At 75.9% G+C, this 18,093-nt stretch carries 16 protein-coding genes; 10 read left to right on the top strand and 6 right to left on the bottom strand.

Features of this window, described 5'->3' with window-relative positions; all coding sequences use genetic code 11:
* Positions 1 to 19: 19 nt before the first annotated feature.
* Entirely contained in the window at positions 20 to 2,398 is a 2,379-nt protein-coding gene (locus UIS43_RS01495; RefSeq protein WP_358455569.1) for a lysylphosphatidylglycerol synthase transmembrane domain-containing protein, read from the top strand.
* A 12-nt stretch (positions 2,399 to 2,410) separates the two neighbouring features.
* On the opposite strand, the gene UIS43_RS01500 is transcribed toward UIS43_RS01495, so the two are convergent.
* Positions 2,411 to 2,869, bottom strand: a complete 459-nt coding sequence (locus tag UIS43_RS01500; RefSeq protein ID WP_013152597.1) for a hypothetical protein — start codon at positions 2,867 to 2,869, stop codon at positions 2,411 to 2,413.
* A 160-nt stretch (positions 2,870 to 3,029) separates the two neighbouring features.
* Between UIS43_RS01500 and UIS43_RS01505 the strand changes: the two genes are divergently transcribed.
* Entirely contained in the window at positions 3,030 to 3,782 is a 753-nt protein-coding gene (locus UIS43_RS01505) for a class I SAM-dependent methyltransferase (RefSeq protein ID WP_013152598.1), read from the top strand.
* 7 nt (positions 3,783 to 3,789) lie between these two features.
* On the opposite strand, the gene UIS43_RS01510 is transcribed toward UIS43_RS01505, so the two are convergent.
* The 3 genes from UIS43_RS01510 to UIS43_RS01520 all read right to left on the bottom strand — a co-directional run bounded on the left by UIS43_RS01510 (position 3,790) and on the right by UIS43_RS01520 (position 7,041).
* Complete coding sequence (locus UIS43_RS01510; RefSeq protein WP_370012215.1) at positions 3,790 to 5,064, bottom strand: MFS transporter; 1,275 nt, start codon at positions 5,062 to 5,064, stop codon at positions 3,790 to 3,792.
* A gap of 234 nt (positions 5,065 to 5,298) precedes the next feature.
* Positions 5,299 to 5,778 carry a MarR family winged helix-turn-helix transcriptional regulator gene (locus UIS43_RS01515; RefSeq protein ID WP_013152600.1) on the bottom strand — a complete coding sequence of 160 codons (480 nt, stop codon included), beginning with the start codon at positions 5,776 to 5,778 and terminating at the stop codon, positions 5,299 to 5,301.
* A 228-nt stretch (positions 5,779 to 6,006) separates the two neighbouring features.
* Positions 6,007 to 7,041, bottom strand: a complete 1,035-nt coding sequence (locus tag UIS43_RS01520; protein ID WP_071621869.1) for an NAD(P)/FAD-dependent oxidoreductase — start codon at positions 7,039 to 7,041, stop codon at positions 6,007 to 6,009.
* 65 nt (positions 7,042 to 7,106) lie between these two features.
* On the opposite strand from UIS43_RS01520, the gene UIS43_RS01525 reads away from it, so the two are divergent.
* Complete coding sequence (locus UIS43_RS01525) at positions 7,107 to 7,715, top strand: helix-turn-helix domain-containing protein (protein ID WP_013152602.1); 609 nt, start codon at positions 7,107 to 7,109, stop codon at positions 7,713 to 7,715.
* A 112-nt stretch (positions 7,716 to 7,827) separates the two neighbouring features.
* Here the strand turns inward: UIS43_RS01525 and UIS43_RS01530 are convergent, their stop codons facing one another.
* Together UIS43_RS01530 and UIS43_RS01535 are read right to left on the bottom strand one after the other, a co-directional pair.
* Positions 7,828 to 8,904: a glycosyltransferase family 9 protein gene (locus UIS43_RS01530; protein WP_358455383.1), complete on the bottom strand. Its 1,077-nt coding sequence runs from the start codon at positions 8,902 to 8,904 to the stop codon at positions 7,828 to 7,830.
* Between the two features lie 8 nt (positions 8,905 to 8,912).
* On the bottom strand, positions 8,913 to 9,335 hold the full coding sequence (locus tag UIS43_RS01535) for a CBS domain-containing protein (protein ID WP_013152604.1): 423 nt from the start codon (positions 9,333 to 9,335) through the stop codon (positions 8,913 to 8,915).
* A 274-nt stretch (positions 9,336 to 9,609) separates the two neighbouring features.
* Between UIS43_RS01535 and UIS43_RS01540 the strand changes: the two genes are divergently transcribed.
* From UIS43_RS01540 to rfaE2, 7 genes are read left to right on the top strand one after another with little or no spacing between them, the layout of a single operon-like run.
* On the top strand, positions 9,610 to 11,265 hold the full coding sequence (locus UIS43_RS01540; protein WP_071621871.1) for a carbamoyltransferase C-terminal domain-containing protein: 1,656 nt from the start codon (positions 9,610 to 9,612) through the stop codon (positions 11,263 to 11,265).
* Complete coding sequence (locus UIS43_RS01545) at positions 11,262 to 12,758, top strand: HAD-IIIA family hydrolase (RefSeq protein WP_370012216.1); 1,497 nt, start codon at positions 11,262 to 11,264, stop codon at positions 12,756 to 12,758. Before UIS43_RS01540 ends, UIS43_RS01545 begins: the two co-directional genes overlap by 4 nt.
* On the top strand, positions 12,755 to 13,771 hold the full coding sequence (locus UIS43_RS01550; RefSeq protein ID WP_013152607.1) for a glycosyltransferase family 9 protein: 1,017 nt from the start codon (positions 12,755 to 12,757) through the stop codon (positions 13,769 to 13,771). The genes UIS43_RS01545 and UIS43_RS01550 overlap by 4 nt, the downstream gene beginning before the upstream one ends.
* Positions 13,768 to 14,820 (top strand): glycosyltransferase, encoded by a 1,053-nt coding sequence (locus UIS43_RS01555; RefSeq protein WP_370012217.1) that lies wholly within the window; start codon positions 13,768 to 13,770, stop codon positions 14,818 to 14,820. The genes UIS43_RS01550 and UIS43_RS01555 overlap by 4 nt, the downstream gene beginning before the upstream one ends.
* Positions 14,817 to 16,079 carry a glycosyltransferase gene (locus UIS43_RS01560; protein WP_013152609.1) on the top strand — a complete coding sequence of 421 codons (1,263 nt, stop codon included), beginning with the start codon at positions 14,817 to 14,819 and terminating at the stop codon, positions 16,077 to 16,079. The genes UIS43_RS01555 and UIS43_RS01560 overlap by 4 nt, the downstream gene beginning before the upstream one ends.
* Entirely contained in the window at positions 16,079 to 16,669 is a 591-nt protein-coding gene (locus UIS43_RS01565) for an SIS domain-containing protein (protein ID WP_013152610.1), read from the top strand. The genes UIS43_RS01560 and UIS43_RS01565 overlap by 1 nt, the downstream gene beginning before the upstream one ends.
* Positions 16,666 to 18,033: a D-glycero-beta-D-manno-heptose 1-phosphate adenylyltransferase gene (gene rfaE2, locus UIS43_RS01570; protein ID WP_370012218.1), complete on the top strand. Its 1,368-nt coding sequence runs from the start codon at positions 16,666 to 16,668 to the stop codon at positions 18,031 to 18,033. The genes UIS43_RS01565 and rfaE2 overlap by 4 nt, the downstream gene beginning before the upstream one ends.
* Positions 18,034 to 18,093: the final 60 nt, after the last annotated feature.

Consider the following 18,093-nt stretch of genomic DNA (forward strand, 5'->3'; position numbering starts at 1 on the left):
GATCGTGGTGGCGGCGATCATGATCGCCGTCCGCGTGGTCACCGACGGTGTGGAGGGGACCGATCCCGACCGGCTCCGCGCGCTGCTGCCCTCCGGCCTGCTCCTGCTCGTCGCCGCGGGCGCCAACCTCCTGCTGATCGTCCTGGTCAGCTACGTCGTCCTGCGCACGCTGTTCACCGGGCGGCTGCGCTCCCTGGTCCGGCCGGTCGCCGCCGGAATCGCCGCCTACACACTCGCCTCGCTGATCAACGCCACCCTCTTCGCGCTGATCGGCCCGGAGCGGTTCCCCGACGCGCTCGCCCCCGACGACGTGTTCACCAGCGCCACCCTCGGCTACGTGGCCGCCGTCCTGGCCTTCATCCGCACCATGCCCACCGGGCTGCCGCGGGTCCGCTCGATCCTGTGGGCGGGCAACACCACCGTCGCGGTCTGCGCCCTGCTGGCCGGGGTCACCAGCCTCCTCGCCCTCGTCCTGACCGTCCTGGTCGGCCTCACCTGCGCCGCCCTGGTCCGGTACGCGCTGGGGGAGAGGCCGCCGCCGCAGACCGACAACGGACTGGACGCCGAGCTGCGCCGGTTCGGGCTGGCCGCCACCGGCGTCTCCCGCGCGGACGACGACGAGGAGGGCAACCCCCGCCACCTGGCCGAACTCGACGACGGCCGCCGGGTGGAACTGGTCGTGCTCAGCTCCGAGAACACCGCCGGGTTCTGGCGGCGCCTGCGCGACCTGCTGTTCCTGCGCGGTCCCGTGGCGCCCCGGATGCTCTACGGCGTGCGCCGCCGCGCCGAGCACGCCGCTCTGATGAGCTTCTCCGCCCGGCAGGCGGGGGCCGCCGTCCCCCGGGTCCTGGCCGTCGGCGAACTCGGGCCCGGCACCGTCCTGCTGGTCCGCGAGCTGCCCGCCTTCCGCGCGCTGGACGCGCTCGACGACGAGGAGCTCACCGACGAGCTGATCGACCTGTGCTGGCGCGAACTCGGACTGCTGCACCGCCACCGGCTCGTCCACGGCAACGTCAACGGCGCCACCGTCGGTGTCCTGGACCAGCCCTGCGACCCTGCCAGCGCCTCCGTCCCCGAGGGCGCATCAGAACCGGCAGACGCCGCCACCTCGGCAGGCACCTCCGAAACCGCGGTCCCGCCGGTCCCGGCGGCCTCTCATGAAGCGGCGGTCCTGCTCACCGGCCTGGACCGCGGCGGCGTGGCCGCCCCCCAGCTCCAGGTCTGGCTGGACCAGGCCGCCATGCTCACCCTGCTGGCCATGCGGGTGGGGTCCGGGCGCGCCGTGGACTCGGCGGTGCGCGCGCTGGGCGTGACCGCCACGGCCGCGGTCCTGCCCTTCCTGCAACCCGCAGGCCTGCCCTACGCGCTGCGCAGGGGGCTGCGCGGGGACCGCGGGCTCCTGGCCAGGCTGCGCGAGCGCGTGGTGCGCATCGCCCCGGAGGCGCCCTCCGAACCCGCCCGCCTGGAGCGCATGCGTCCGCGCACCGTGGTCAGCGTCATCGTCGCCACCGTCGTCGGCCTGGTGCTGCTGTACCAGCTCACCGGCGTGGACTTCACCGCCATCGGCCGGGCCGACCCGGTGTGGACGCTGGCCGCGCTCGCCGCGTCGGTGGTGTGCACGCTCTCCGCCGCGATGATCCTCATCGGCTTCGTGCCCGTGCCGCTGCCGTGGTGGCGCACCGTCATGGTCCAGTACGCGGGGTCGTTCGTGCGCATCGCCGCCCCCGCCGGGCTGGGGTCGCTCGCGATCAACACCCGGTTCGTCACCAGGGAGGGGGTCTCGACCTCCCTGGCCCTGTCCGCGGTGGGCCTCACCCAGCTGGTCGGGTTCCTGGTGCACGTACCGCTGCTGCTGGTGTGCGCCTACCTCACCGGCACCTCGTACTGGACCGGGTTCACGCCCTCCCCGACCGTCGTCGTGATCAGTGTCGCCGGAACGGCCGTGGTGGGGGTGGTCCTGCTGCTGCCCCGGCTGCGGCACGCCCTCGGCGCCCGGATCCGGCCCTACCTGCGCGGGGTGCTGCCGCGGCTGCTGGACATGCTCCAGAGCCCGTCCAGCCTGCTGCTCGGCTTCGGCGGAACGCTGCTGATCACCGCGGCGTTCGTGCTGTGCCTGCAGTTCTCGGTCCTGGCCTTCGCCGACCCGGGCGCCCAGGTGAGCCTGGTGGCGGTCGCGGTGGTGTTCCTGGCGGGCAACGCCATCGGCTCGGCCGCGCCCACGCCCGGCGGCCTGGGTGCGGTGGAGGCCGCCCTGATCGGCGGCCTGACCACCGTGGCGGGCGTCCCCGCCGCCGTCGCGCTGCCCGCGGTGCTGCTGTTCCGGCTGCTGACCTTCTGGCTGCCGGTCCTGCCGGGCTGGGGGGCCTTCTCCTACCTCCAGCGCCGCGAGGCCATCTGAGCGGGCCGGGCTTCAGGAGACGCCGGAGCGGGCGGGCACGAGCCTGCCGATCCCCCAGGCGACCAGACCGGTGACGGCGCCGACGGCCGCCCCGGTGAGGAGGCTGCTCACCACCGCGAAGCCGCGGATGACGACCGCGTGCGCGAGGGGCGGCAGGTCGCCGAGGTTGCCGCCGAGCCTGGGGGGACCGCCCTCCCAGGCGGTGTTCCACAGCAGCTGGTGCCCTAGGGCGAGGAGGACGCCGTAGAGCAGGCCGACCGCCAACAGCGTCAGGAACGGGTTCGGCGCCCGGGCCAGGACGGCCACCGCCACCCACACGAGCGGGGGGACGAACACGAACAGGGCGTTGACGAGCGTTCCCTCCTGGATGACGCCGAGGTCGTGCAGGATCACGCGGGGCGCCGCGAGCAGGGCCAGCAGGGCGATGACGGTCCAGGGCAGGCCGAGGGCGGAGCGTTTCTGTGCGGTCATGCCCACGACCCTAGGGAGACCGCCGCGCCAGCACATCCGCGTTCGGTATCGACCGTGTACGCCCGTGGTCGTACCCGGGGCCGCGCCCCGTCGTTAACCGGTTGAGCCCGCCCCGCCGGGTGCGCACAATGGCCGGATGACGACGAGGAGGCGGGAACCCGTGCGAGACTTCGACGACCTGGTGGAGGAGGCCGTCCGGCGGCCGACCTCCGGGTGGGACTTCCGTTTCCTGGACGGGAGGGTGGTCGAGGACCCGCTGCCCTGGTCCTACGGGGAGCGCGCCGGGCGGCTCGTGCGTACCGTGCGGGCGCCCGTCCTGGACCTGGGCACCGGGGGCGGAGAGTTCCTCTCCTCGCTGGCGCCGCTGCCGCCCGGCTCCCGGGCCACCGAGGGGTGGCCGCCGAACGTGCCCGTCGCGCGCCGCAGGCTCGCGGCCCTGGCGGTGGACGTGGTGGAGCCGGGGCCCGACGGGAGTCTGCCCCTGCCCTCCGGGGAGTTCGGCGCGGTGCTCGACCGCCACGAGGCCTACGACCCCGCCGAGGTCGCCCGGGTCCTGGCCCCCGGCGGGGTCTTCGTCACCCAGCAGGTCGGCGGAGACGACGGGTACGAACTCAGCGCCCTCCTGGAGGGGCCGCCCCCAGACCGGGACGCGCGCTGGAACCTCGACGCGGCGGTCGCGGGCCTGGAGGGGGCGGGCCTGGCCGTCACCCGCGCCCGCCGGGCCCGGACCCTGCGCCGCTTCCACGACGTGGGCGCGCTCGTGTCCTACCTGCGCATGGTGCCGTGGCAGGTGCCGGGCTTCGACGCGCACACCCACCGCGGGCCGCTGCTGCGGCTGCACCGGGACATGGCGCGGGGGATCCCGCTCACGTGCACGGTGGACCGCTTCCTCGTCGAGGCGGCCCGGCGCTGACCGGCGCTCACTCGCCCAGCGTGATCGCCTCGGCCTCGGCCCGGGCGGACTCGGGGCCGTTGTCCACCCTGCGCAGCGCCCCGCGGCCCAGGAGCACGATCCCCGCGGCCAGCGCCACGGACACCGCCGCCGCGTACATCGGCGCGCCGGGGGACAGGGCCGCGGCGAGCGCGGAGGCGGCCGGGGGAGCGGCGGCGCCGCCGAGGAAGCGCACCGCCGAGTAGGACGAGGACGCCACCGAACGCTGCAGGTCGCTGGCCTCCATCACGCACTCGGTCAGCACCGTGTTGAGCACGCCCAGCAGCAGGCCGCCCAGCACGATGGCGGTGATCAGCCCCGCCGTGGACGAGATGAGCGCGCCCGCGGCGACCAGGTCCGCGGCCAGCAGGAGCAGGGTCGCCCACAGCACCTGCGTGCGCGGCCACCGGCGGGTGAGCACCGGAGCCACGAAGACCGAGGTCACGGCGACCGCCAGGCCCCAGCCGAAGAAGGTGAACCCCAGGCCCATCTCGTCCAGCCCCAGCGGGAAGGGCGTGTAGGCCAGCAGGGCGAAGAACCCGATGTTGTAGAACAGCGCGGCCAGGGCCAGCACCAGGATGCCCGGGACGCGCAGCGCCGCGAACGGGGCCGACAGCGGCACCGGCGCGGTCCGCTCCGCGGCGTCGCTCCTGAGCAGGACGGCGATCGCGACGAACCCGACCGCCATCAGCGCGGCGGTACCGAAGAAGGGGCCGCGCCAGCTGACGCTGCCGAGCAGTCCGCCCAGGAGCGGGCCCGTGGCGATGCCCAGGCCCAGCGCCGCCTCGTAGAGCACGATCGCGGAGGAGGCCCCGCCGCTGGCGGCGCCGACGATGGTGGCCAGGGCGGTGGAGATGAAGAACGCGTTGCCCAGTCCCCACCCGGCCCGGAAGCCGATGACGGACTCGACGCTGCCGCTGGCCCCGGCCGCGGCGGCGAAGACCACGATCAGCGCCAGGCCGACCAGCAGGGTGCGCTTGGCGCCCAGGCGGCTCGACACCCAGCTGGTGACGAGCATGGCCAGGCCGGTGACCAGCAGGTAGCTGGTGAACAGCAGCGAGGTCTGGGTCTGCGTGGCCTCCAGGCTGCGGGAGATCGCGGGCAGGATCGGGTCGACCAGGCCGATGCCCATGAAGGCGATCACGCAGGCGAACGCCACGGCCCACACGGCGCGCGGCTGCCGGAGGATGGAACCCTCCGGCGCGTGTCCCTGGTCCGCGCCTCCGGGCGGTGCTGTACGCGGGGTGTCGGTCTTCGCCACCATGTTCTCGCTGCTCCCTGTCGTCGCTGATGGTGGGGAGGACGGCGGCCGATCCGGTCGGGGCCCTCATTCACATAGGTAACCTATGTTAATCCCCGCGCATTCCCGACCGGCACGCGAGGGGCCCGAGGGAGGGGAGGTGTCGATCACCGGAACCGCGGGAGGGCACGTGTGCGGCGGGCGCGAGGGCGGTGCGAGCCGAGGGTGTGACCGGGCTCCGGGAACGGAACCGCCCGCTCAGGCCCCGCCGCGGCGCAGCCGCTCGTCCAGCAGCCGCACCGACTCCGACAGCAGCTCCCGCTCGCGCGCGGACAGGTCGGAGAACAGCGGCTCCAGCGCGTCGCCGATCCGTTGCCGCCAGTCCTCCAGCGCCGCCGCGCCCGCCAGGGTCAGCTCGTGCAGCTGGGCCCGCCGGTCGTCGGGGTCGGGACTGCGCGCCACGTACCCGGAGGAGAGCAGCGACTCCACGATCACCGTCATGGTCGGCTGCCTGACCCGGCAGTGCTCGGCCAGGACGCCCAGCCGCAGCGGCCCCTTCTCCTGGAGCACGCTCAGCGCGCGCCATGTCGCCGGGGACGTGCGCTCACCGGTCTCGTGCGCGGCGTAGCGCCCGATCCGCTGGCTGATGTTGAGGAGGCGGACCAGGAGGTGGGCGACATCGGGGCCCCGGCCGTCCCCGGCGTCCGCGTTTTCGGTGTGCTCGTCGTCGTGGTGCACGCCGCAAGGCTAGGGCATCTTCGGCCGGCGTGCTCCGCCGTGGGACGGGCGCTGTTCCCCGCGGCGCGGTACGCCGCGGGGAACAGCGGTCACGGGCGCCTGCGTGCCCGCGCCACGGAGCCGTGCGGGGGCGGCCTCACGGCCGCCGTGGTCGGCAGTCCCGGTCCCGGGGTCGGAGGCGACCAGGCCCTGTCCACACGCCCGGACGCGCCGCCCCCTTCCCGGAGCTCACAGACCGTGGCGGCCCTCGCCCGCGACCAGCTCGCCCACACGCGCCTCGGACTCGGCCGAGAAGGCGTCGCGGCGGGCGGCGACCGCCCGGCGGGTGTCCTCGTTGACCAGGTCGGCGTTGATCTGGGCCCCGGCGGCGGCGCCCGAGGCCGCCGACGCGCCGACCTGGGCGGTCAGGTCGGTGACGTTGCCCGCGGCCCACACCCCGGGCACCTCGGTGCGGCCGTTCTCGTCGGTGGGGACGTACTCGCCGACCCCCATCGGATGCTCCCGCGCCCGCAGGCCGAGCGTCTCCAGGAAGGAGGCGCGTGCCACCATCCGCGTTCCGACGGCCACCACCTCCCGGTCGACCACCGTGCCGTCCGCGAGCCGCAGCCCCGTGATCCGGCCGTCGGCGGTCTCCAGGGAGGCCACCGGACCCTCCACCACGCGGATGCCGCGGGCGGCCAGCTTCTCGGCGTCCTCCTCGCCCGGTGAGGGCGTGGTGTGGGTGAAGAGCGTGACGTCCTCGCTCCACTGGCGGAACAGCAGCGCCTGGTGCACCGCCATCGGACCGCTGGCCAGCACGCCGATGGCCCGGTCGCGCACCTCCCAGCCGTGGCAGTACGGGCAGTGCACCACGCCCGCGCCCCACTGCTCCCGCACGCCCGCCACATCCGGTAGTTCGTCCACAAGCCCGGTGGTCACCAGGACCCGGCGCGCGTGTACGCCGCGGCCGTCGGCCAGTTCCACCCGGAACCCGCCGCCGTCGCGGGTCACAGCCGTGACCTCCCCTGTGTTCACGTGGCCGCCGTAGCCGCGCACCTCCGCCCGGCCCCGCTCCAGCAGTTCGGCCGGGGACATGCCCTCCCGGGCCAGCAGCCCGTGCACGCCCGACGCGGGCGCGTTGCGCGGGGCGCCCGAGTCGAGCACCGCCACCGAGCGCCGCGCCCGGGCCAGCATGAGGGCGCCGTTCAGTCCGGCGGCGCCACCGCCGACCACCACCGCGTCGTAGCCGTTCTCCAACTGATCGTTCACCGCGATCACCTCCATGCCCCCACCATGCGACCCCTCGCCGGTTCGCGCAATCTTTGTTGCCGTTATGGCAAAATGGCGGCATGGAACACGACCTCGACCAGGCGCTCGACGCGGTCGGACCCCGGCTGCGCGCACTGCGCAAGCAGAAGGAGACCACGCTGACCGACCTGTCGGCGGCGACCGGCATCTCGGTGAGCACGCTGTCCCGGCTGGAGTCGGGTTCTCGCCGACCCACCCTCGAACTGCTGTTTCCGCTGGCCAGGGCGTACGGGGTCACCCTCGACGAACTCGTGGACGCGCCGCCCACCGGCGACCCGCGCATCCACCTGCGTCCGGTCAACCGCCACGGCATGACCATGCTGCCCCTGACCCGCCGCCCCGGCGGCATCCAGGCGTACAAGCTGGTGATCCCGGGCCGCGACCGGCCGAGCCGGCCCGACCCGCAGACCCACGAGGGCTACGAGTGGCTCTACGTCCTCAACGGTCGGCTGCGGGTCGTGCTGGGCGAGCACGACCTGGTGCTCGCCCCGGGGGAGGCGGCCGAGTTCGACACCCGCGTGCCGCACTGGTTCGGCTCCGCCGACACCGAGGCGGTCGAGTTCCTCAGCCTGTTCGGCAGACAGGGGGAGCGCGCGCACCTGCGCGCCCGCCCCAAGACGGAGAACGCGTCCGGCGACGCCGACGCGTGACCGGGAGGGCGCGCCGACCCGCGCCCACCAGGGGCGGTCCTGCTCCCAGAGGCGCGGTGGACCGCTGACAGCGCCCTCGGGGGCAGGGCCACCGCTGCGGAACTCCCGTGCGTCACATCGTCCACGCTTTCGGGCAGGGGGTCGGCGCTCGGGAGCCGGGGACCGCCTGTTCGGCGGTGGGGCGGTCGGAGGCGCACACGCTCCGGCACGCGGCGACGACCTCCTCCACGCCGATCGCGTCCAGTCCCGGGTCCAGTTCGGCGGCGTGCGGATCGCCCAGGCGACCCGCCCACAGGCACACGTGGACGTCCCGGTCCACCCGCGGGCCCCACAGCCGCGGGGAGACCGGCCCGAACAGGCGCACCGACGGCGTGCCGTAGGCCGTGGCCAGGTGACCGACCCCGGTGTCCCCGCACACCACCAGCCGAGCCTCGCCGACCAGCCGCGCCAGCAGGTCCAGGGAGGTGCGCCCGGCCAGCACCGCCCGACCGCCGAGCCCGGCGGCCTCGGCCACCCGCTCGGCCAGCGCGGTCTCGTTCGGCGAGCCGGTCACCAGCACCCGCAGCCCCGAGGCCGCCAGGGCCCCCGCCACGCGCGCGAAACGCTCCGGGGGCCAGCGCCGCGACCCGGAGGCGGCCCCCGGGTGGACGATCGCGGTGTCCCCCTCGACCACCGCGCCCCGCCCCCGCGACGGGTCCGGCCACCGCAGGTCGTCCGGGTCGGCCGCCACACCGTGCGCGAGCAGCAGGCGGCACCAGATCTCGGCGTCGTGGACCCCCTCGGGCCACTCCGGGCCCGGCCACTGCGGGGCGGACGGGTGGCCGTGCGTCCACAGCCGCTCCGGCGTCAGCGCCGCCAGGGCCGCGGTGCTCTGCGGCCCCCGGCCGTGCAGGTTGACCGCCAGGTCCGGAGAGCGCGTGTCGGGCGCGCGCAGCGGCTCGGTCGGCAGGACCTCCCAGTCCAGCCCGGCCAGCGCGACCAGGTGCCGGTACCAGGAGGGGCCCGCCAGGGTGCGCCGCCAGGACGGCAGCGCCCGCTCCAGCGCGCGCAGCGCGGGAACGGCCGTGGCGAAGTCGCCCAGCCCCAGCGCCCGCAGCGCCAGCAGGGTCGGCCGCCCTCCCGTGCCGGGGACCCGGCCCCCGTCCGGGCCCCCGTGGCCGGGGCCCGGGTTCTCTCCCACCGGTTCCACCGGATACCTCAGCGGTTGGGGTCGGCGGCGCTGACGTCGGCCAGCGCCGAGTCCTCGTCCACGGCCCGCGCCAGGTCGCCCATGGACACCACGCCCACGACGCGGTCGCCGTCCACGACGGGAAGGCGGCGCACCGCGCTGGTGCGCATGACGTGCACCGCGTCGGCGATCCCGCTCTGCGGCGGCACGGTGGCCACCTCCGAGCTGCACACGTCGCCGACGCTGTGCTCGCTCGGGTCGCCGCCCTCGGCCACGCAGCGCACCACGATGTCGCGGTCGGTCAGGATGCCCATGATCTGCCTGTCCCGGGTCACGACGACGTCGCCCACGTCGGCGTCGCGCATGATCTCCGCGGCCTCACGCAGGGACGTGTCCGGCGAGACCGTGCGGACCGGGCTGCTCATCACCTGGTCGATGGTTCGCACCACCATGGTCCTGCTCCTTTCGTGCCGGTCGTGCCTCTTCCGTTCTCACCGGTCCCATAGCCCGCAACCGTGGGGGCAAACATGACGGCTCCCCCGCCGCCGCGGGGCGGACCGCGGGTGCGCTGGCGGCGTGCACGGAGCGGTTTCCACGCGCGCGTCGGTGCTGGTGAGCGGGTTCCGGTTCGCCTGTGGCCGATGTTTAGGCGTCGCTGCTGCTGGTAGTCGAGTGGGTGCGCTCGGCGTCTGAGTCGCAGACCGGGCCTGAGGAGGGAGCGGTTACATGCGTGTCCTCGGTGTCAACGCCGTCTTCCACGACCCGGCGGCGGCGATCGTCGTCGACGGCCGTACGGTCGCGGCGGCGGAGGAGGAACGGTTCTCGCGGCGCAAGCACGGCAAGGCCGCGGTCCCCTTCTCCACGTGGGAGCTTCCGGAGCAGGCGATGCGCTGGTGCCTGGAGCGCGCGGGGCTGCGCCCCGACGACCTGGACGCGGTCACCTACTCCTACGACCCCGCGCTGGCCGACCCCGACGGGCCCGGACAGGACCGCGGCTGGGAACGCCTGCGCCTGTTCTACGTCGAGCGCGCGCCGCACTTCCTGGCCACCGCGCTGCCGGGCCTGGACCCGGCCAAGGTCACCTACGTCCCCCACCACGTCGCGCACGCGGCCTCCGCCGGACTCGCCGCCCCGCCCGAGGCCGGAGGCGGCGAGTGCGCGGTGTTCGTGGCCGACGGCCGCGGCGAGAGCACCTCGCACATGGCGGGCGTCTACACCGGCGGGAAGCTGGACGTGCTGGTCCGCCAGCCGCTGCCCGAGTCCCTGGGGCTGGTCTACGAGGAGCTGACCGAACACGTGGGCTTCCACCGCTCCAGCGACGAGTACAAGGTGATGGCCCTGGCCTCCTACGGCGAGCCCACCATGCTCGACGCGGTCCGCAAGTGCGTGCGCTACGAGGGCGACGGCCTGGTCCGCGCCTCGGGCCTGGACTGGAACTCCCTCACCGACCCGTGCGAGCCGGGGCAGGAGCCCTCCAAGGAGCACGCGAACCTGGCCGCCAGCGTGCAGGCCGCCATGGAGGAGACCCTCCTGGCCGTCGTCGGCTGGCTGCACGAGCGGACCGGCCGCCCGCACCTGACGATGGCGGGCGGGGTCGCGCTCAACTGCGTCGCCAACAGCCGCATCGTCCGAGAGGGGCCCTTCGAGAGCGTCTGGGTGCAGCCCGCCTCCGGAGACGCGGGCACCGCGCTCGGCGGCGCCCTGCACGCGGCCTCGCTCGTGGAGGACGTGGCGCCCATGCCCGGGGCCGCCCTGGGCCGCTCCTGGGACGAGGACGAGCTGCACGCGATCCTGCGCGAGGCCGACGTCGCCTTCGAGCGCCCCGACGACCTGGCCGACACCGTGGCCGAGGCCCTGGAGCGGGACGCGCTGGTGGCCTGGTTCCAGGGCGCCGCGGAGTACGGGCCCCGAGCGCTGGGACACCGGTCCCTGCTCGCCAACCCGTCCAACCCCGACAACCTCGAACGGCTCAACCGGGTCAAGGGGCGCGAGCAGTTCCGCCCCGTCGCGCCGATGGTGGCCGAGCACAGGGCGTCGGAGATCTTCTCGGGCGGGCCCCTGCCCAGCCCCTACATGCTCTTCGTCCACGAGGTGCACCCCGACTGGCGCGACCGCCTGCCCGCCGTGGTGCACGTGGACGGCACGGCCCGCGTCCAGACCGTGGCCGAGCGGGACGACCCGCTCACCGCGCGCCTGCTGGACCGCTTCGAACGGCGCAGCGGCCTGCCGGTCCTGGTCAACACCAGCCTCAACACCGCCGGGCGGCCCATGGTCGACTCCCCGCGCGACGCCCTGGAGTGCTTCGGGTCCGCGCCCGTGGACCTGCTGGCCATCGGCCCGTTCGTCGTGCGCCGCCGCGCGGGCGAGGGGGCGCACCGGTGAGCGCTCCCCGCTACTCCGTGGTCGTGCCCACCATGGGGCGCGACACCCTGCCCCGCGTTCTGGAACCGCTTCTGGACGCACCGCCGCGGGAGGCGCCCGAGGAGGTCGTCGTCGTGGACGACCGGCCGCCGGACGACACCGCGCGGCTGCCCGGGACCGACCACGCCCGGGTGCGCGTCCTGCGCACCGGGGGAGGCGGCCCCGCAGCCGCCCGCCAGGCCGGGTGGCACGCCTGCGCCACCGAGTGGATCGCCTTCCTGGACGACGACGTGGCCCCGCCCGCGGACTGGCCGCGGCGCCTTCGCGCCGACCTGGCCGACCTGCCCGCCGAGGTGGGCGCCAGCCAGGGCCGCATCACCGTGCCCCGCCCGCGCGGGCACCGGCCCACGGACGCCGAACGGGCCACCCTGGCCCTGGAGGGCGCACGCTGGATCACCGCCGACATGGCCTACCGCAGGAGCGCCCTGGAGACGGTCGGCGGCTTCGACGCCCGCTTCCCGCGCGCCTACCGCGAGGACACCGACCTGGCCCTGCGGGTCGTGGGCGCCGGGTTCGTCCTCGTGCCCGGCGAACGCGAGTGCGTGCACCCGCTGCGCGGCGGCGGGCGCTGGGCGAGCCTGGCCGCCCAGCGCGGCAACGCCGACAACGCGCTGATGGACCGCCTGCACGGGCGCGGCTGGCGCAACCGGGTCGGGGAGGGCCCCGGCGGGCTGCGCGGGCACGTCCTCACCACGGCCGCCCTGCTGGGCGCCGCTGGGGCGGCCCTGACCGGGCGCCGCGCCGCGGCCGCCGCGTGCGCCGCGCTGTGGACCGCGCGCACCGCCGCGTTCGCCCGGCGCCGGATCCGAGGCGGACCCGCCACCCGCGACGAGGTCACCGACATGCTGGTGACCAGCGCGCTCATCCCGCCCCTGGCCTGCTGGCAGCGGCTGCGCGGCGAGATCCGCCACGCCGGGGCGCGGCCCGCCCCGGGGGTGGCGGCCGTGCTGTTCGACAGGGACGGCACCCTGGTCGAGGACGTCCCCTACAACGGCGACCCCGACAAGGTGCGCCCCACGCCCTCGGCCGAACGGGCGCTCGCCCTGGCCCGCGGCGCCGGACTCGCCGTCGGGGTGGTCAGCAACCAGTCGGGCATCGCCCGCGGACTGATCACCCGCGACCAGGTGGACGCGGTCAACCGGCGCGTGGAGGAACTGCTGGGCCCCTTCGACGTGTGGCGCGTGTGCCCGCACGGCGAGGAGGACGGCTGCGGATGCCGCAAGCCCGCGCCCGGCATGGTCCGCTCCGCCGCGGCCGAACTGGGCCTGCCGCCCTCCCGCTGCGCACTGGTCGGCGACATCGGCGCCGACGTGGACGCCGCGCGGGCCGCGGGCGCGCGCGGGGTGCTCGTGCCCACCGCCGCCACCCTGGACGCCGAGTGCCGTTCCGCGCCCGAGACCGCGCCCGACCTGGAGGCCGCCGTCCTGCGCCTGCTCGGAAGGGACGCTTCGTGAGCGGGGGAACCGTGATCGTGGCGCGCCTGGACAGCATGGGGGACGTCCTGCTGTCCGGACCGGCCGTGCGCGCCGTCGCCCACGGAGCCGACCGGGTCGTCTACCTCGCCGGACCCCGTGGCGCGGAGACCGCCGCGACGCTGCCGGGTGTGGACGGCGTCCTGACCTGGTGCGCGCCCTGGATCGCCGCCGACCCGCCGCCGGTGGACGCCGCCGACGTCACCCGCCTCGTGGAACGCCTGTCCGGCCTCGGCGCGGACGCCGCCGTGATCCTGACCTCCTTCCACCAGTCGCCGCTGCCGCTGGCCCTGCTCCTGCGCATGGCCGGGGTGCCCCGCGTCTCGGCCGTCAGCGAGGACTACCCGGGCAGCCTGCTCGACGTGCGCCACCACGTGGCCCACGCGATCCCCGAGGCCGAGCGGATGCTGTCCCTGGCACGCGCGGCCGGGTATCCGCCGCCCCCCGGCGACGACGGGCGCCTGGCCGTGCGCCGCCCGCTGCCCGACACCCGGGAGCTGACCGGGCCCGACGGGTACGCGGTGGTCCACGTCGGCGCGGACGCCCCCTCCCGGGAGCTGCCGCCCGCCCTGGCCGCCAAGACCGTCGCCGCGCTGGCCGAACGCGGCCACCGGGTCCTGGTCACCGGCACCGCCGGGGAGGCCGAGATGGCCCGCGAGGTCGCCGCGCACGGCGCGGCGGACCTGGCCGGGCGCACCACCGTCACCGAACTGGCCGACGTGCTCGACCGCGCCGCCGTCCTGGTCTCGGGCAACACCGGCCCCGCCCACCTGGCCGCCGCCGTCGGCACACCCGTGGTCTCGCTCTTCTCCCCGGTCGTGCCCGCCTCCGCGTGGGCGCCCCACGGCACCGCGGTCCGCGTCCTGGGTGACCAGCTCGCGCCCTGCGCCGACACCCGGGCCCGGGTCTGCCCCGTACCCGGCCATCCCTGCCTGAACTCCGTCTCCTCCGACGACGTCCTGACCGCCGTCGACGAACTCCTGGGGGCACGATGACCATCCACCACCCGACGCCCACGATCCCGGCGCACGCACCCCGGGGCATGGCGCAGGGCCGGGCCCGGACGCCCGCGCGCGTGCTGCGGATCCTGCTCTGGCACGTCCACGGCTCGTGGACGACCGCGTTCGTCCACGGCGGGCACACCTGCCTGCTGCCGGTGACCCCGGACCGGGGGCCCGACGGGCGGGGCCGCGCCCGCACCTGGGACTGGCCCGCCAACGCCGAGGAGCTGCCCCTTGGGGCGGTGCGCGACAGCGAACCCGACCTGGTGGTCCTCCAGCGACCGCACGAGATCGCCCTGGCCGAGGAGCTCCTGGGCCGCGTGCCGGGCCGGGACGTGCCCGCCGTCTACGTCGAGCACAACACCCCGCGCCGGGACGTGCCGGTCACCCGGCACCCCGTCGCCGACCGCAACGACATCCCCGTCGTCCACGTCACCCACTTCAACGACCTGTTCTGGGACTGCGGGCGCGCGCCCACCCGCGTGGTCGAACACGGCGTGCCCGACCCCGGGTACCGCTACACCGGCGAGGTCCTCCGCACGGGCGTGGTGCTCAACGAGCCCCTGCGCCGCTGGCGCTTCACCGGCACCGACCTGCTGCCCGCGCTCGCCGGGAGCGTGCCCCTGGACCTGTTCGGCATGGGCGTGGCCGGGATCTCCGAGCACCTCGGGCTGGCGCCCTCGCGGCTGCGCGCCCACGAGGACCTGCCCCAGGACGCCATGCACGACGAACTGGCCCGCCGCCGCGCCTACGCCCACCCGCTGCGGTGGACCTCGCTCGGACTGTCCCTCATCGAGGCGATGATGCTGGGCCTGCCCGTGGCCGCCCTGGGCACGACCGAGGCCTACGAGGCCGTACCGCCCGAGGCGGGCACCGTCTCGACCGACCCCCGAGTACTCGCGGAGGCGCTGCGCGCGTTCCATGAGGATCGCGACCTCGCCCTTCGCACCGGCAAGGCCGCCCGTGCGGCGGCACTGCGCCGCTACGGGCTCACCAGGTTCCTCGACGACTGGGACCGGGTGCTACAGGAGGTGACGTCATGAGGATCGCCATGGTCTCCGAACACGCCAGCCCGCTGGCGGCGATCACCGGAGAGGACGCGGGCGGCCAGAACGTCCACGTGGCCGAGCTGGCCGCGGCGCTCGCCGCGCGCGGACACGAGGTCGTGGTCCACACGCGCCGCACCGACGCCGAGCGGCCCGACAGCGTCTCCCTGGGCCCGGGCGTGCGCGTGGAGCACGTGCGCGCCGGACCGGCGGCCCCGATCAGCAAGGACGAGCTGCCCCAGTACATGCCCGAGTTCGCGCAGCGGCTGCGGGCGGCCTGGCGCGTCCAACGGCCCGACGTCGTCCACGCCCACTTCTGGATGAGCGGTTTCGCCTCCCTGCGGGCGGCCGGCGCCCTGGGCCTGCCCGTGTTGCAGACCTTCCACGCCCTGGGCACCGTCAAGCGCCGCCACCAGGGCACGGACGACACCAGCCCCGCCGAGCGCGTCCCGACCGAACGCGCCGTGGCCGGTCAGTGCGACATGGTCGTGGCCACCTCCACCGAGGAGCGGCGCGAACTCGCCGAGTGGGGGATCCCGCCCGCGCGCGTGGCCGTGGTGCCCTGCGGCGTGGACACCTCGCGCTTCACCGCCGAGGGTCCCGCCGCCGAGCGCGGCGACCGCCCGCGCCTGCTCAGCCTGGGCCGCCTGGTCAGGCGCAAGGGCGTGGACACGGTGATCCGCGCGCTGGCCGAGGTGCCCGAGGCCGAACTGGTCATCGCCGGAGGAACCGCCCGCGAACGCCTGTGGACCCAGCCCGAGGCGGTACGGCTGCGCATGGCCGCCGAGCGCGCGGGCGTGGACGACAGGGTCCGCTTCCTGGGCTGCGTGGACCGCGCCGAGGTCCCCGCCCTGCTCAGGTCGGCCGACGTGGCCGTCAACGTGCCCTGGTACGAGCCGTTCGGGATCTCCACCGTCGAGGCGATGGCCTGCGGTGTCCCCGTGGTCGCCTCCCGCGTGGGCGGCCACGTCGACACCGTCGTGCACGGGGAGACCGGGCTCCTCGTCCCGGCCAGGTCGCCCGAGCGGCTGGGCCGCGCCGTGCGCTGGCTGCTCTCGGACGAGGCGACCAGGATCTCCTTCGCCGACGCCGCGGCCGAGCGGGCGCGCGACCACTACTCGTGGGCGGAGGTGGCCCGGCGCACCGAGGAGTGCTACCTGCACGTGACCACGACCGCGACCGGTGCGGCCGTCCCCGCGCCCCGCGCGGGGCTCAGCACGCCGGTCGCCACCACCACCGGGGGAGGCGAGGAGTGATGCACACCCACCTGAGACAGCTCAGCTCCGCGCTGGACGGCACGGACGCGGCCCTGGTCGAGGAGTGGGGACGCCGCGCCGCGCGCGCCCTGAGCGGGGGGCAGCGCCTGTTCGCCTGCGGCAACGGCGGCAGCGCGGCCGAGGCCCAGCACCTGACGGCCGAACTGACCGGACGCTTCGAGGACGAGCGCGAGCCCCTGTCGGCCATCGCGCTGCACGCGGAGACCTCCAGCGTCACCGCCATCGCCAACGACTACGGCTACCACCAGGTCTACGCGCGCCAGCTGCGCGCCCACGCCCGCCCGGGCGACCTGCTGGTGTGCCTGTCCACCAGCGGCAACAGCGAGAACGTCGTCGCCGCGGCCAAGGCCGCGCGGGAACTCGGCGTCACCTGCTGGTCCCTGACGGGCCCCGGACCCAGCGCCCTGGAGTCGCTCAGCGAGGAGACGGTCTCCGTCCCCGCGCCCAGCACCTCCACCGTGCAGGAGGTCCACCTGGCACTGGTCCACGTGTTCTGCGCCGCGGTGGACGCCGAGGTCGCCGCCCGCGCGCACGGGGTCTTCGTCCCCGAGGGGAGGGCGGCCACATGAGTGGGGGAACCGTGGTGGTGGTCGGCGACGCCCTGCTCGACGTGGACCTGCGCGGCGTGTCCCGGCGCGACTGCCCCGACGCGCCCGCGCCCGTGCTGGAGGAGCCCGAGCCCTGGTACCGGCCCGGAGGCGCGGCCCTGGCCGCCCGCCGCGCCCGGCAGGACGGCCGCGACGTGGTCCTGGTGACCGCCGTGGGCCGCGACGCGGCCGCCGACGAACTGGCCGCGCTCGTGGGGGAGGGCGTGCGGCTGGTGGGGCTGCCCCTGATGGAGCACACGCCCACCAAGACCCGGGTCCAGGCCAACGGCTGCACCGTGGCCCGTCTGGACCAGGGGTGCGAGGGCGTGGAACTCGACGCCCGCGCCGAGGACGTCGCCGAGGCCCTGGCCGGGGCGGCGGCCGTGCTCGTGGCCGACTACGGGCACGGGCTCACCCGCCAGCGCGCCGTACGCCGGGCCCTGGCGGCCTGCGCGCGGCGCGGCGTCCCGCTCGTGTGGGACCCGCACCCGCGCGGCGCCGACCCCGTGCCCGGAACCCGCCTGGCCACGCCCAACGCCGCCGAGGCCGGGGTCGCCGGGGGGACCGGCGAGCGGGCCCTGCGCCGGGCCGGTGAGCTGGCCGGGGCGTGGGACGTGCACTCGGTGGCCGTCACCCTCGGCGCGCGCGGCGCCGCCTGGTCGGACGCCGGGGGCGGGTGCGCCCTCCTGCCGGGCACACCCGTCGACGCGCCGACCGACACCTGCGGCGCCGGGGACGCCTTCGCCGCCGCCTGCGCCACGGCGCTCGCCGACGGCGACGACGTACGCGACGCCGTCCGACGCGGGGTCGCCTCCGCCTCGGCCTTCGTCGCCGGGGGCGGGGCCTCGGCCTACGCCGCCCCGAGCACCGCCACCGCGGTGCCCGGCCCCCGCGCGGGCGAGGGCGGCCGGGCGGAGAGGGTCGTGGCGACCGGCGGCTGCTTCGACGTCCTGCACGCGGGTCACGTCGACCTGCTGCACCGCGCCCGCGCCCTGGGCGACCGCCTCGTGGTCCTGCTCAACAGCGACGCCTCCGTGCGCGCGCTCAAGGGCAGCGGCCGTCCGGTGGTCGCCGAACAGGACCGCGCCCGCGTGCTGGGCGCGCTCGACTGCGTGGACGAGGTGGTCGTCTTCGACGAGGACACGCCCGTGCGCGCCCTGGAGGAGCTGCGGCCCGACGTGTGGGTCAAGGGCGGCGACTACGAGGTGGAGGACCTGCCCGAGACGCCCGTCGTGCGGAGGGCCGGGGGGGAGGTGGTCACCGTGCCCCTCGTGCCCGGCCACTCCACGACCGGGCTGATCACCCGCATCCGCGGCCGGGGCCGCGACGGGGTACCCGCCCGCTGAGGGCCCCGGGACCGGACGCCCCGGCCCCGGAGCCCGGGAAGTCGGAAACGAACGACGGAC

It is taken from the genome of Nocardiopsis sp. LDBS0036 (assembly GCF_041228755.1).
Taxonomy (GTDB): domain Bacteria; phylum Actinomycetota; class Actinomycetes; order Streptosporangiales; family Streptosporangiaceae; genus Nocardiopsis; species Nocardiopsis dassonvillei.